Origin of the sequence: Cyclobacterium xiamenense (assembly GCF_900109255.1) — a bacterium.
Classification (GTDB): Bacteria; Bacteroidota; Bacteroidia; order Cytophagales; family Cyclobacteriaceae; genus Cyclobacterium; species Cyclobacterium xiamenense.
On the sequence record NZ_FNZH01000001.1, the window covers coordinates 941,790 to 957,777 of the forward strand.

At 51.2% G+C, this 15,988-nt stretch carries 7 protein-coding genes; 4 read left to right on the top strand and 3 right to left on the bottom strand.

The genetic code is table 11. The features are described from left to right. Nucleotides 1–518 precede the first annotated feature (518 nt). The 3 genes from BMW71_RS03485 to BMW71_RS03495 form a co-directional block, all read right to left on the bottom strand. Complete coding sequence (locus BMW71_RS03485) at nt 519–1,829, bottom strand: sulfatase family protein (protein ID WP_244891064.1); 1,311 nt, start codon at nt 1,827–1,829, stop codon at nt 519–521. 87 nt (nt 1,830–1,916) lie between these two features. After that, nucleotides 1,917–4,097 (bottom strand): polysaccharide lyase family 8 super-sandwich domain-containing protein, encoded by a 2,181-nt coding sequence (locus BMW71_RS03490; RefSeq protein ID WP_092169491.1) that lies wholly within the window; start codon nt 4,095–4,097, stop codon nt 1,917–1,919. A 47-nt stretch (nt 4,098–4,144) separates the two neighbouring features. Continuing rightward, the gene (locus tag BMW71_RS03495; RefSeq protein ID WP_092169494.1) at nt 4,145–4,378 is read right to left on the bottom strand and encodes an MbtH family protein; all 234 of its coding nucleotides are present in this window, start codon (nt 4,376–4,378) and stop codon (nt 4,145–4,147) included. Between the two features lie 186 nt (nt 4,379–4,564). Between BMW71_RS03495 and BMW71_RS03500 the strand changes: the two genes are divergently transcribed. The 4 genes from BMW71_RS03500 (at nt 4,565) to BMW71_RS03515 (ending at nt 15,829) form a co-directional block, all read left to right on the top strand. Continuing rightward, the gene (locus BMW71_RS03500) at nt 4,565–5,260 is read left to right on the top strand and encodes a LuxR C-terminal-related transcriptional regulator (RefSeq protein WP_218145554.1); all 696 of its coding nucleotides are present in this window, start codon (nt 4,565–4,567) and stop codon (nt 5,258–5,260) included. A gap of 124 nt (nt 5,261–5,384) precedes the next feature. Further along, nucleotides 5,385–10,784: a hypothetical protein gene (locus BMW71_RS03505; RefSeq protein ID WP_092169496.1), complete on the top strand. Its 5,400-nt coding sequence runs from the start codon at nt 5,385–5,387 to the stop codon at nt 10,782–10,784. A gap of 12 nt (nt 10,785–10,796) precedes the next feature. Further along, nucleotides 10,797–15,107: a hypothetical protein gene (locus BMW71_RS03510; RefSeq protein ID WP_143057541.1), complete on the top strand. Its 4,311-nt coding sequence runs from the start codon at nt 10,797–10,799 to the stop codon at nt 15,105–15,107. A gap of 236 nt (nt 15,108–15,343) precedes the next feature. After that, nucleotides 15,344–15,829: a hypothetical protein gene (locus BMW71_RS03515; protein ID WP_092169501.1), complete on the top strand. Its 486-nt coding sequence runs from the start codon at nt 15,344–15,346 to the stop codon at nt 15,827–15,829. Nucleotides 15,830–15,988 lie beyond the last annotated feature (159 nt).

Genomic DNA, 15,988 nt, shown 5'->3' on the forward strand with positions numbered 1-15,988 from the left:
TGTAATCTGCCGGGGTTCCTCTTCTATGCCCTTATATGGTTCCACTTATTTTCAATCCATATTAGGAAAAAGACGAGTTTTGAATTCCTAGCGCTGAAGGCGCAAAATACCACAGCGCAGGGTGTAGCCCTGTGACAACAATACGGATAGCAGCATCCCAAGCGCTGAAGGCGCGAAATATAGACGTCAATCCATACGCAGTCCCTACTCTTTGACTGCCACGTCTATGGGTCCACTTATTATTAAACCATATAAGGCATATTAGAGCATATAAGTTTTTTGATAATTTTCTGTGTAATACGCAACTTTAAAGCGAGGGAAGGGTGATTTTCGATCTTAAACGCCTCAAATTTTATAAACCATATAAGGGCGTATAAGACTTTTTTGATAATATGGATTGCTGCCTACTTTTTTTACAATATCCATCTGTAAATCAAGGGAAAGGTTATTTTTCTGCCTTAAACTCCTCTTATATGACCTTCAATGCCTTGTATGGTTCTTTTTTTTGCAACCGTCTACTACCGCATCTGCTTCAGCACCTTACGGAATGTGCGAATCGCTTTTTTACCGGTAGCATCCAACGCTGCAAAATCGAGCGGCCGGGTTTCCAGCAAATCGTTGTAGAGATCGTAAATTTCTCCATCGGCATAGTACTTCCAGTCGGTATCGTAGACAAAGGTTCGGGCCTTAAAATTGCCCCAATTGGGGTCGTAGTGGCAAAATACCCATTCCCGCACCGGTCCGCTGTACCCGGAATCCGTCAATTGGGGATAAAAACTGATCCCATCCAGGGGTCCGGGCAAGGCATTGGGTTCCTTGCCGGATACTTCCAGCAACGTGGGTAAAAAATCCGTCAGGTCGATCAAATTTTCATTTCTGCTGCCCGCAGCGACCGTCCCCGGCCAATAGGCCAACATCGGCACATGCGTTCCCAAATCGTTGGTATAGCCTTTGTTACCGCGCAAATCCTGTCCCTTAAAACTTGTGACCACATCCCGGTCGGTGCCGTTATCACCCACAAACAGGATCAGGGTCTTTTCGGCAATGCCCAGTTCAGCCACCTTGTCGATAATCCGTCCCACCAACTTGTCCATATAGGTCACCATCCCAGGGAAATACTGAGGATCGTTGACCCGCTTTTGGGGATCGTAGGATGCAAAATCAGGGGAACCGGGGTACGGCTCAAAGGGATCGTGGGTCAGCGCCATGGGGAAATAAGCGAAAAAGGGATCACCTGCCTGCTGCTCTACAAAATCCTCCAGGTAGTCGGTAAAAAGGTCTGGACCGTACTGCCCGTCAAACTTTTCCAGGCCATTGCCTTTGGTTTCCAGTAGGGGATCCTTATACCGGGAACCCAGATCGCTCACCTGCCACAGCCGATAGGAATCGAAGCCCGCTTCCTCCGGCCGGCTGCCAACCTTTCCCCCGGCCAATTCCCGCTGCCGTGCATTGCCATACAACTGCCACTTACCGACCACGCAGGTGGCATAGCCCTGTTCCTGAAGCCAGTGGGCCATGGTTTTTTCACTAGGGTCCAGCAAGCCGAAACCGATGTAATTGCGAAAATTGTATTTCCCCGTCATCAGTTGTACCCGCGAAGGTGTACACAAGGGCATGGCATGGGCGTTTTCAAATACCATGCCTCCGGCAGCCATGCGGTCCAGTGAGGGCGTTTGATGTTCGTTATTGCCATAGGCCGGCAAGACCTCGTAGCCCAGATCATCCGCAAGGATCAGGATGATGTTTGGAGGCTGTTGGGCCTGGAGGGAATGAATCCCCAGAAACATGAGAATCCAAAAACAAGCAATTAAGAGTTTGACAGGTAGCATTCGCATAAATTAGTTGTCTAAAGAAGTAGTACAGTAATCGGTTTTATTCCCTAAGGTATCCAACTGCAAATGATCACCAGAAAAAATCTACTGGTCACGGCGCTGCAGTTCTAGCGTTACGGATTTCCCGGCATAAACTCCTCGAGGCAATTCAATGTCGAGCCGCGTGCTGTTCGTAGCGCTGTCCCAGTCAGCCGTCACGCCCTCTGATGGTGTCTCGTACCGGCCGGGAAGGTGGATCACAAAAACCATCGCCGATCGCAAGGGATCTGCTACGGTCAGGGATTGAATGAAATTGTCGTTCTTTTTAATCAGTACAATCCCCGGCTGGGCTGCGGTCACTTCGTTTCCATCAGACAGAGAAAGGGAGCCTGCCTCGTAAAATACGGCTTGCGTTTGCTCCAGGCCAGGGTGGTGTACCGCCTGTAACTGATGATTATTAGCCAGAATGGCAAATCCGGACCGTGAAAGGGAAGCCAGTTCTTTCGCATTGACTCTTGGCGCGACCACATAGGCATATCCCGCTTCCTGAGGGCGAATACCGTGATCGAAATAAGCGGTCAGAACCTTTTTTTGTATTTCTTCCGTGGAAATATTTTTCTGATCGGTGATATCGGCCCAACTTCCGCGCTCTTCTTGATTCTTTATCAGCAGCGTAGGTCGGTCGGGAAACCAATAGCCCACACCGTCGTGGTACAACCATTCCAACTCTTCCAGTTTGTGTTCCCCCTCAGGTAAGACCCGGGGATCGCTGTGCTGTTGCTGTACCCGGATCGGGCCCCGGAGCAAGACCTGATCCACCGTCGTGGCTACGGAATGGGGCTTGTCCGAGGCAATTCCGGCCCCCAGACAAACAAAGACCCGATCAAAGAAAAACCATCCCTTTTTTGCCCTGGTACCATCGTGCGGACTGATAAAATCAAAGCCTACCGCACCGAAATAGCCGTCATCGGCAGCACCCACAAAATCCGTCAACCCATCCATCTGTATATCATCGGGACCGTGTAATTCGGGTTTTTGAAGAATGGTGGTACCGGATATTTTCTGCCAGTCGTATACGGGCCAGATATCGTGGTATTCGTTGCCGGTTAGCTGGAGGTAATTGGTGCCGTCTGCCCGATGGTGGGTGGTAATGCCTGGGCCATTGTAGGGGATTTCCATGTTGCGGTTGCGGGCGGAAAACATCCGCACGGTCGTATAAAAATCCGGTCGCTGCAGTACAAAATGTTCCGTTTGCCAGAAAAATTTTGCAAAAGCGCGGGTAGGGGAGCGCTCGCCTTTACGTAGCTGTATGATTTCCTCGAGTTCTGCTTTCCGGTAATCGGTACTGCGCAAAAGCCGTTCGATCTCCACCGTCCCTTTCGGCTGAAAGCTGGTTTGATTGGAAATGGCCCGGTTCTTTACGCTGATGTCTTCGTAGATACCGTAGACCAGCTGCTTGTAGACCCCGTCCAGGTAATAATCCACCAGCTGATTGATCCTATCGGTGTCAAAGGCATAGGAGGTACCGGCCACATAATCTGCCCATTCGCCGAAGGCATTGGCGTACTTACCGTAGCCATAGGAGGTGGTATTGTTTACCCGATCCACCCGGTGGTGAAAACTGTAGTCGTGTTGCATGCCCCGCTCTCCGGTAGAAAACTTGATTTCATTGGCAATGATGGAAATTACCTCGTCAAACGCGGCTTTATCTCCGGTAAACAATAGGTTCTTGGCCAGGATTCCAGCGATAACAATGCGGTCCCCACTGGGACGGGCTCCGGAAGCATTCATGTGCGCCCGTCCAATGATGGGCTGCGCACTTTCCACCAGATCTTCCGGCAATTCATCTCCGATCAGCAGCATCAGGTTTACCAAATTGGTCGGGGTGGATATTTGGTTGTTGTGCCAGTTATCGCCAAAAAAATCGTTTTCCACCCAATAATCCAGGGAAACGGTAATTTTTTGCTTTAACTCCGGATCCTGGTAAAACGAGGAGGAGGGTTTACGGTAGGCCGTTGCCAAATACACCAAATCTGCTGTATGGTGTCGGTGGGGAAAGCCTGCCGTTCGGCTCAAATCTTCGTAGTTGATATCTGGAAACGAACCGTCCGAACGCATTCGGTCCAGAATATCCTGTACCTTTGCCTCCGAAACCTCGGTTTTTAGCAATTCGGCTACTACTCGATGTCGAATGGTATCCAGTTCATTGGCCCTGCCGCTAAAGGCTAGCACCAGGATCAAAAGAGCCGTTAGCAGCAAAGGCGTTAGTCTCGCGCGTACAAGCATGAATTTTGGTATTTTGGGGGTGAAACGGGTTTCTTTTACGAAGATATTTAGCTGTCTTTTTCCCGATTGCGCTGCATTTCTTCCATTTTTTTTCGCAAAGAAAGCGGCCGCATATCGGTCCAAACTTCTTCTATATAATCCAGGCATTCCTGCTTGGTTCCTGCTTTTCCGACCGCTTGCCAGCCAAGCGGCAGTTCACGGCCCTCCGGCCAAATGCTGTATTGCTCTTCATGGTTAACCACCACCAGGTATTGTCGGGTATCGTCGTCGTCGTCCCACATTGGTTCAAAACGTTTGTTTGTCTATTAAATGTACGGATTATCCCCGATTTGTCAAGGTAGTATACGGTAGCAGTGCCAAATTAGGCGAGAATGGTTCGCAACTCAGATAGTTGAACCAATTGTTCGAAATGCTTTCCCCTGTACTATCTTTTATCTGATTTAATGTGTATATTTCGCTGTAAACCCTTGATTAGAAGACTTTTTATTACGCAGATGCAATCGAAAAACGCAAGCAATGAAACCTTGTCCCTGGAGGAAATGCATGCACTTTCCTGTTGTTGTGAGGGAGAGCGAGATTTAATGGTGAGTGTGTTTGATAATGGAAAAAAAAAGTTTTTGTACCACAACAATTCGTTCGCTGCCATTTTGGGCTACAGCAAGCAGGAAATGACCGAAGGTGGCTGGGAGTTTTGGTTTAACCGGATCAAGCCGGAGGAATTACCAGGCATCCGAACGACAATCGAAAGCATCACCTCTACGTCCAACTTTTTTGATCGTGGGCTATTGGGACCGATCTTTTCGTACCATATTCAAGATTCGCAGCGCAAATGGTGTCTGCTACAGCATCAGGTAACGCTTCTGATGAAGCCTTATAAGAATCTGTTAATTAGCTATTTATATGATTTATCAAATAAAGAGCGGATCGAAAACACGCTTTCCCAGTTTCGCTTCTCTACACGAACACGAAGTTGTGATATTTCCGCGAGAGAAAAAGAAGTGTTATTTCTACTAGGAGAAGGGTACTCTTCCAAAGAAATCGCCGATCGGCTGTACATCAGCATCCATACGGCAATCACTCATCGCAAGCACTTGATCGAAAAGTTTGCCGTCAAAAATACCGCCCAACTTATCAAGGAAGCTTCCAAATATGATTTGATCTAAAAAATCCCCTTTTTTGGGGATTGCGCCTTTCCGGTGATACGGCTAGCTTTATTTTTCGTCGTGTACGAGAATTCGGTAACTGCAACCTACCGTTTTTGACTTTTCGGTTAGTAAACCCCATACCATGAAGAAACCAGCCATCAATGCCCTGCTATCCGGGTTGATTGGGCCCCTGCGCCTAAGCACAGCCGAAGATAAAAAAGCATCCCTGCAGTTGAATAAATTACTTACCCGGACCCACCTGGAAGGCGACCCCTTGGCACTGCGGCCCAATCCCTTTTCCATTGAAAAGTCGGACTTGTTTCAGGCAGAGTCGCTTAGCGATACCCAAAAAAAGTCGATCCAAACCATCGAAAAAGCACGGAAAAAGAAGGAACCGGAGACCCAGTTTACTGTTTTTCGCCGGGATCTGCCCTTGCGGGATCCGCTGCTTCCGCAGTCGGTGGCCTCCTGGTCGGCAGGTTCGAAGGTGGACCAAACGGTTGGCCCCCTGCAGGGAATCGACGGAAGGCAGTTCTGGTTTGATTTTTTGCCCATAGGCACCTTCACTGCCCTGTACAAGCAGGGAATTGCCTCCCCAATCCTGCTTTTCCAGCCAGCAAAAAAGGTAGAAGGGATTCGAACCAGAGCCGTACTAAGCAGCAGACAAATCCAATACAACCTGGCAAAAGGCGGTATCTGGATCAATGCTCGTTTGTTTTCCCCAAATGCCCCCGAAGGGTCCTATACTGGCCTGACGATTCAGTCCGGTACATTAAAGCTCAGCCATGTTGCTAAAAATACGAACAAAAAGCTAACCCTACCGGCCAACGCCACAATTGAGGTTGCCCTAACCTTGGCGCAGCAGGAGTCGTCGGCTTCTGACAAAACCGCTACTACCTACGGAAAAGCAGCGGCGAGCATGTCCTTGAACTTTCCGTCTACGTTTAGTTTTCGCATCTCAGGTAGTACTGCTTCCATCATGCGAATCGGAAAAGCCGGCTGGCAATTGATGGGACAAAAAATTTCCCTTACCTGGTCAAAGAATGAACCGCTAAGCTACCATCCGCAACTTCAACGGATTCTTATTCCCTTTCAGTCCTCAGTCAGTGAAATAGTCGTGCAGCAGCCCGAGTCGGATTTTAACTTCTTGCGAAACAAAGCGCCTCTGGAACTAAGCGGTTGGCTATTGCCGCTGACCCAATTGAACCTAAATCAGCCGACCCTCCCGGAAGGAACGGGACAACTTTACCTGCGCACAGGTCCTGGGTTGGTAAATTCCTGGAAGGGGTTGGCGGGAAATGGCTTCCAGCTGTCCCAAACTCATTTTTTGGCTTCACCCGGGCAATTGCTGTTGGCTGATTTTAATGTAGCCAATCCCCATGCAAGCCAGGTGTTGGAGCTTTGGAGAGAAGCGGAGCAAGTTGTACCCTCCCATGTGCAATTGACCTTTCCTCAAGCTGGGCCTTTGCTCTATCTAAGCAATGCCAATGGGAGCGAAATCCTCATGCGGTTTTGCGATGCAGATTTTCAGGTGGACCGCCCGGTAAAAGTAGACGGCAGTCCTCCATCGGTTCAATCCAAACATTCCCTGCTGATCCTGTCGGCTACTTCCGCTGACCGGCTCGCTTACCTATACGACGATAACCTGATTGCCGACACAGGGGAAATCACCAATCAGGACCCCTACCGGCCGGAACAAATGGCCCTGGCCATGAGCAACGCGCTGTTCAAGGTCACCCAACCCAATGGCTGCCTGTTATTTGGTAAGGTCACCGAAGACTTTTCCAAGGTCTACGAGGGATCCCTGTTTCTTTCCTTCGGCCTGTTGGCCTATATTCCCACCTTACCCGATCCCTATGCTGCCAATCTGGGCCTGATTCGAAATCAATTTCGTCCGGATAGTGCCGGCCTTCCCGGCGCGGCAGCGGCCTCCATGCAAGGCTGGCTCCTGGGGAAAACAAGCTGGTCCGCAGCAACGGAAGGCGATGAGGTAGAGGTGACGTTTCACTTTTCTCCGTTAGCACAACTTTTCGGAGGGATTTCCCTGGAGAGCACATCCGATTCCGCAACACCTGCACCGGACACAAGCAGCCCGGGGAATTTTTCGGGAACGGTCATCAATGCCACTAATTCCTTTGCCATGCAGGCAGATTTGGAGAATCCCGCGAACCGGCTTTCCGCCATGAGCTTCTCCAATTCCCTGGAACAGGTGGAGCCACAGGCCATGGCCAAGTTCGCATCCGCTGCCACCCCGGCCGCAAGTCCCGTCAGGAAACCCTTACCGGACTACGGGAACCGATGGGAAAAAGAGACCAACCGGTACCGAAGAGATGTATTCGCCCTTCTGGATGTCAGCACCAATGCAGATCTTTTCGGCATCAGCTTTGATTTGTTTGACCGCCGGCAGTTCCGTGTAGACACCGAAAGGGATCCCATTACGGGAGAGATTTCCTACAGCTTTTTTTCGCTGCAGGTACAAGGATTGGATGTGGTGAGCAACGGAGAAAATGTGCGGGCCTTTACCGTGCCCCAGATATCCTGGGAGCCCGTGATCAACCTTTCTCCTCCGGCCCCGCCGCCAGATGGGCCCATTCCCGGCGATCCGGCCGGAGGCTTTAACTACTATCCCAACGACGGAGGCCCTACCCGTATCGCTAATAACAGCAAGGAAAAAGTCGTACTCGCGCCACTCCCGCTGACCGATTTTCTGTTGGAAAAGCGTCTAAAGGACACCGCGTTTCAAGCCTTTTCCTTTTTTACCCTGCCTTTTGGCATGAAGGCTGCCGCCTTGCTTACCGAAAACTACCGGTTTAATAACGTGGATCGGAAAGGTGGCAACCTGCGGGAAACCAAAATTAATTTTGATAATGCCATGCAATCCGGCCTGCAGCTTCGCATGGATGCCGGAACACCCCTACGAGAGGGCGATAGTGACATGTTTATGGGCACCACGGTACAGCTGAACAACGTGCTGGACTTTTTGGGAAATGCCACCGGCAACAGTACCCTGGGAGGTAGTGTGACCGATATCTTTAACCGGGAATTTTTCTACGACAGCAATTATCCCTTTGAGCTATTCAAGCAACGCGGGGTGCCGGTCACGCGCATGGACCTAAGCGGGTACGGTGCCAGCATGTTTAGCAATTGGCTGAATACCAAAGCGGCGGTTGCGGAAACCAGTCAGGCAAAATTTGATGTAATGCTGGGGCGCTGCTCCCACGAGATCATTCAGGTCAAAAGCATTCTTTACCCCTGGGCCATCAAGGTGGTGCGAACAATCACCCTGTTCCGGGTTAGTTCGGGTTACGTTTACCGGTTTGACAGTGGCTGGCGTGCAGAAAGCGACGGAAAGTTTGATTTCAGGTATTACGTGTACGAAACAAATCCAGCTTTTCCGGGAGGCCCACCAGAAAATCCCGAACCCCAGCTGATTGCCGTAGAAAAAATGGCGGAGTTTGCCATTCACCCTGGCCTTGTTAAGGGGCTATACAACGTCTCCAATATCGTTGAAACGGCGGAAGTCGCTCCCTTTGAAGAAAACGTGCTATTCGCAGAATCGGTAGACCAGCTGGGTATGGAGGTAAACACCCCCCAAAATTTTGATGTCAAGTTGCAGCCGGTGTATTTCGACGCCGACGTAGAGATCGAAGGCGCTACGGCTGGCATGCAAACCAAAACTACTGCGGAGGGGGAGAAGGAACTGGTGCCCTCTAGCCGCATCCTGGGCTTCGTGCAGCTGGGTCCCAAAGGTTTTCCGCTTAATAATGCCGCCTTGAGGCAACTGGTCCAACGGCAAGGAACAATTGGTGGAGCGATTGATTGCGAAGTTGAATTGGTCGGTAGTGCGCAGAAAATGCGTTTCAGCCACTTTGATTTCAACAATTCGTTTGCACAAAACGGCTCCGACCCGGTTTTTTGCCTGGCAGGCAGGGGCAACGTATTGCTCCCAAAAGACGGCAGCTGGTCGATGGTCCGACACGAACGTGCCAACGGCGAGGTGAGCCCGGTTCCTCCCAATTTTGGGATTCCGGTAATCCGGCCCGGAAAGATCATCAAAGACGGGGAATCGGTAAAAATCGATACGCCTGTCAATGCCGTACTTACCCGAATAGCCGAACCGCTGGAATTATTCCGGCAACCGATAAACGGTACCGTGAATTACGGATTTCTACAAAGCACGGATACGCAGAAGGCACTGCTGTTGACCCCCTCTTTTCAAAATGGGCTGAAAAAGCTGCTTAGCAAAACACCGCCGTTATTCGTGGATGCCTTTCGCATAGTCAATACCAAAGGCATCTTCCCCAATATCGGGGCCGGGGACGATTTCTCGCTGCAAACACTGGGAGAGGCCATTCTCATGAAGAAAAACGGTTCCATCCCCTTTGATTTGAATGCGCTTCAGGATTTGGGCCAGGATGTTTTCGAACTGATGGACGTGCAGGATACGCTCAATAATGTCAAGGAGCAGGGACTTCAGCTCCTGCACAATCCGGAGGAATTGTTTGACCTACCCACGGAGTTTGAATTGATCGATGTGGGTGAGGGCAATTTCCGGATTTACATCGAGTATGCAAAGAAGGATAAAAATGGCACGATAGAAGAACCCGGTTCGCTGGATTTTGACATCAACTCGGTCACCGAAAGCTGGAAAAGCAAAATGAACAATATCGGGCTGGTGATCGACCTGGCAGGCATCAAGCGGCTCATGACCATCCGCGGAAATTGGGATTCCGAAAAGGGAAAGGAAGCCACCTATCCCAAACCCGATTTAGAGTTTGCTCCGGAGTTGGATCCCCTGGTAGACCTACTGGAGATCCTGCAAAGCCTGCAGGAAGGCAATTACGGAGAAGCGGTGCAAAATGGGCTGCAGTTGGCCATGAGTAACAAAGCAGGCAGCTGGGAATACAAATTTGAGGCCTCCAAGGAAATTCCAGTCATTCGCTTCCCGGTACCAGATGCGGTTTACAACGATCCGAATACCCCCTTTAAACTAGAGGCCGGCCTAAAAATCGGAGCTTATTTCAATGCCGCCCTGAAAGTCACCACCAATGCCAACGAATTGCTGCCCTCGGCCGGTGGGGTGTTGGGATTCTACGGGCGGTTGTCCGTAATGTGTGTTTCCGTTTCTGCAGCGACCATTTACGCCATTGGACAGGCTGAGGTGGACATCGCCGCGGATACCCAGCTGGGTCCTTCCTTACGGATGAAATTTGGATTCGGCGCACAAATCGTGGTAGGGCTACCGGTTGCCGGAAATGTCAGCGTCCTGTTCGTCGTCGGAGCGGAAATCTTTATTGCCGAGGGAATTGTGGAAGTCTCCGCTTTTCTGCTTTTCGAGGGGCATGCGGAAATACTGGGCGGCATCGTGTCGATTACCATTCGCATTGAAGCCAAAGGTACGTATGCCAAAAAGGCACTGCCCGGGGGTGATTCCCGTACCGATATGCAATGCCAGGTCACCTTTGGCCTGGATATAAGCATCGCCTTTATCATCAATATCAATTTCACCGAATCCTGGCAGGAGCAACGCCGGATTGCCTAATTCATTTTTACCATGAATCCGAATCAACGACTCTCCATCATGACCTTTCCGCAGTATTTTGACGGAAACGAATTGCAGGTAAACATCGTGGTGCTCCCCCGGGACCATAACCCGCTCAGCCCGATCATCACCGGGCAGCAGCCGGCAATTCCCGATGCCACGGTCGCGTTTGCGGATGCGAATTTCTCCTTTGGAGCTCAGGTGATACAAGGATTTGGGGCCAACCCACTGCCGCAGCCCCAAGCCCTTACCGATGCCATTCCGGTAAGCACCCAATCTCCGGCAAACCCCAGGGAGATTTTCGAAGCCATGGCCAATCACCTTCAGATAGCGGACCAAAACATGGTTAATACCAATGCCAGCCTGGCAGCCATACCCCAGTCCCGGCAATTTCAGGCTCCCCGGCCCAGGAACGTATCTGTCTACAAGCACCTACCCAAGACGTTTCTAAAAGCAACCGGATTGAAGGCCATCAACAACAAAAATGCCTTTACCGACGATACCTACCACTGTGCCGTGAAGGGTGCCAAATTCCATCCGGGATTTCAGCAAAGCGGTCCCTCCGTCAGCTGGGGAAAGGTATTCGCGCATATCCTGCGTCAGCCCCTGCTTGCGAGGGCGGCCGGCTTTATCTATTCCTTCAGCCTGCCTATTGCCGCCGATACGTTTCCGGACGGGGGCTTCCTGTACCTGGACCTGGCCGAAGGAAGCAGCTTTAGCCCTCAGTTTGCCGCAGAGGACGCTTTTATCAAACGGTATGCGGCCCGCATTCCTATCTTGCGGCCCGGTGAGCCACGCCAGGTTTTTGCACCGCAGCTGTACCCGGTGCTTTCCATTCACGATGGCAACTACGACAATTTGTTTATAGAAACGGCCATTTACGACGACGGCTTTGCCAAAACCGTGCATTGCCACCAGGCGCCACACCGCGATCCCCTGATCGAAGAACCGGATGGTTCATACCCCCTCACGGATGCGGGCATTCAACTGGGCTGGGACGATTTGCAGTTGCTCAACTGGTACCTTCGCCAACTTTCCGAAGACCCCAGCGTAAGCGGTCCGGTTAAACGGCTGGACGCGCCCATCGGGGTACATGGGTTCGTCATCGACGTTCGCCAACAAGCCGGGGAAGGAGGGACGCCGGGTCCCTGGGAATCGCTGAATCAGGTGAGCAACCGAAATGCCTTTGCCCTCAGCCGGGATCCGGATACCCCCAATGATGCCATTGTGCTGGGTGATTTTTCCGGAGAATTGCCCTACCAGGTTTACCCCATGCAGCTTGATGGAACCGAGCAGGTGCTGGGGCAGCCGCAGCCCTATTGGCTGCCCATGTATTTTGCAAACTGGACCGGACACAGCATGGTGCTACCCGATGCCGACGCCGCCACGGTTTACCAGACGACCCACCCCAATGTGGACGCCGATCCGGACGGGCAGCCGGCAACCGACAAAGCCGGTAATCCAGTGACCACTGGAACCGGAGTATCCGGAGCTGCGCAAAACCGGCTCAATGAAATCTACCAGGCGGGAAACCTGACGGCGCAGTTGCGGTACGGCGAAGCTTACGAATTCCGGGTGCGCTTACAGGATATCAGTGGGGGTAGCCCGGCCATAGAGCGGCAACCCATCAACGAAACCCCCTCGGATATAGGATTTTGCCGATTCAAAAGGTATATAGCCCCAATCCAACCCCGAATTTTGGAAATTGAGTCCAACCCACAGGCGGCCCCAGGAGAGGTGCATCCGGTCACGGGGATAGACGGGCCCAACGACCTGGAAATACTGACCATCCGACGTCCCAAACTAAGCTATCCCGCCGTGGTCTATACCGGCAAATATGACGACCCGATAGGGCGATTATCCGCGCAGTCCAATTTGGGACTGAGTACCGCGGCGGCAGATGCCGAGCACCGGGTGGGGCTGGGTATTGCCGATCCGGACGTGGACCGGGTGGAAATTGTCGTGGAGATCGCCAGCCTTAAACTTGATAAATTAGACAGTGTCTCGGGCAAGGACGATTACGTGCACCTGTACACCACCTACCGCTATTTTCCTGCCATTGGGAACGACGAAACGCAGTACGAGGCCAGCCTACCCATTCCCATTGTATACCGGGATATACAGGGAACCGATAAGGTACTCGGCACCGGATCCACCCAAAACCTGGTACAGGACCTGGGACTGACGGCAGATATCGACGAACTCACCGAATTGGTACTGCCCACCTCCAGAACGGCCCGGCTGACCATTCGGGCAGTTTGTGAGGACAAAGAAACTGAAGCACAGACGGAGGCCTACTACGGTGTTTTGGATGAGGCCAACCCCGAAATGGACGTGCGGTATGGCGCCTCTTTTACCGTACTGTTGTACCAACCCTCTCAGGACGAGACCGGATTGCTGGTGCAAACCGCCGGTATTCCCGCGTTGCAGGGCATCTACATGCGATCGGATGCGCGTACCGTATTTGATGGAACCTGGAACAGTCTGTTGCTCGGAAAATCGCGCGACGAACGGACCAGTAATATTCAGCACCTGGCAGACCGTTTGCAACTGCAGAGCAACGGCCTGACCCTGTATGCCCCCAAAGGAAAGCGAGTGGTTTTTGGTTGCAGTAGCCGTATCCGCCATAGCCTGGCACCGGACGGCTCTTCCATCACCTTTGCGTCAAAGGGCGATTTATTCAACCATTGGTTGGTTTGCATGAATTACGAACTGGACCGGGACTGGATGTGGGATGCCCTGGAAACCGAGGCATTCCAGCTGCGACGGTCCAAGAAATTTACCCACGATACCGAAGAGGGGGAGGTCGATGCACTTGTCGGAACGCTCAAACTGATACGTACGGCTTCCTTCGAGTCCCTGGATGGCCCGCAGCGTACCAGTACACGACTGGTATTTTTTGATGCAGTGGAACCCAAACGCGATGAACCCGGCGCTTTTCCGGATACCATCAGCCTGAGCTACCAACTGGAGCCGCGGTTCAAACCAGACCATGGCACGGTAAACGATCCCCTGGAACCGGTGGAAATGATCCTGCCGATTACGAGCCCGCCCGCACAGGTACCCAAAATTGTTTCGGCAGGCTATGCGCTTTCCCCCTACGTACGGGATGAGAAATACGAAAATAGCGAATCCCGAAAGCGCTTTTTGTGGATTGAATTTGACAAGCCCATCGAAGATCCCCAGGATTGCTATTTTGCGCGGGTATTGGCGCAAGCTCCGGACCAGTTGCTTAGCAACAATCATCCTTCCTTACTACAAGCTCCCGAGGAGCCCCGTTTGCCCCTGGACCCGGAACCGATCCGCATCGTCTCGCCGGATTCCTCCAACGACCTTGCCGGCTTGAATGCCATGCAGCCCATGCTGAAAAGCAAAGACAGCGATGTTCATTACATCCTACCGCTGCCTCCCGGTATGCACGCCAATAGCGATGAGATGTTTGGCTTTTTTACCTATGAGTTTCGAGTCGGGCATTTTGAGCGGACGGGAGCCACGGATGCAGATCCACCGGAAAAGGTATGGACCACCGCACAGGGTCGGTTTGGTCGGCGTTTGAAAATGCAGGGGATTCAGCATCCGGCCCCCATTTTATCCTGCATGCCAAACCGGGACAAAGACAAAATCTGGGTAACGGCACCCTATGCGGTGGCTGTTCACAAAGGTAAAAATGTAACCGCAGACCCGCCCCGCACCGAGCTTTGGGCGCTATTGTATGCGCAGGTGAAGCGGGTAGATAATCGGGATTACCGAAACATTTTATTGGATGACCGTCCGTTGGATTGGCGGGTACAGGTAACGAACGAGCTGCCAGAAAGTCTCCTGGAAAACTACAGCAAGCAAGAAATGCAATTGCTACAACAGATCACCTGGAAAACCGTCAAAGGGCAGGGAGTGACGGGAAATGCAGGCAAGTTCTTAAAACTAAAAGCGCTGACTTCCAGGAATAAACATGCCACCAAATACGGCACCACCATTTGGACGAATGCCGAAGTACACCAATTGCTTCGATTGTACGGGTTGCCAGTGACGGCCTCCTTGAGCGTGGTAGTCGTGGAAGTATTGCCCCGGATTACCAACGTTTTTGACCATGTTTCCGGATTGGAGGATGCACTGGTGGCCCAATCAACAGCGAATTTCATGAATTCCAGTCAACAGGAGTCCTTTACCCAAAGCTACCAACAGCGCTACGCAGCGAATGCGTCCGGTTCAGCTGCTCCCGTACAAACGAACAGCCCGGTAAACGAGGAACTGGGGCACCACCGTATCTTGCGAAGCTCACGATTAACCAAAGTACCGGATATTTGTTGTACGGATTGCGACTAGCATACTTATTTAAAGTAAAATGCGTATAAAAATACTTAAATAATTATATTTCAACTATTTATAACTATAATGTAATCATAAAGTGAGGTGCTTTGACCTACCGACGGTAAGGGGGTATGCGGGCCTGCTTGTTACTTGACTGTCCCAATAATAAATAAGCATGTGGCTTCGTATTTTTGGAAAAGAATGTACTTTTACGAGCTAAGCTATGTTCACCAAATTAGCGAAACCATACCATGCAATTACCCAGTTTAAGCAGTTTAAAGAAAGAGCTTCAACAAAAGGAACCGAAGGAACTGGTTGAATTGATACTGCAGCTAAGCAAACTCAGCCGGGACAATAAGACCTTTCTCTATTTCAAGCTGTTTGATAGCGAGGATGCCACCCTTTTTGTGGCTACGGTAAAAGAAGACCTGGAAACCGCCTTTTTCTCCGCAAACACCCGGAACTATTATGCTGCCAAAAAATCCGCTCAAAGCGTGCGGCGCATCCTCAACAAAAACCTAAAACTGACCAAAGACCCCATCGCAAAAATTGAACTGATTGCTTTCTTTTGCCAGAAAATCGAGGAATTGGGATACCTGGATTACCGCTATCCGGTCATCGACAACCTGTATGCCCTTCAGGTCGGGAAAATTGAAAAGCTGCTTGCCAATTTGCACGAAGATCTGCAATTTGACTACGAAGAACTTTTGGCGAAGCTAAAAGAACCCATCCGATAAACCAGCACCGCTGCTCCGAAGAAAGCGTTATAAAGCCAATACCATGATCTGAATGGAAGATTTACAGGCTAGCCCTGGCACCGGGAATCGCTTCATGAAGGTGGTTTTAAGAAAAGTCTGTTGAAACTACTGTGGCGAACAAAAGAATACCGCGGAACC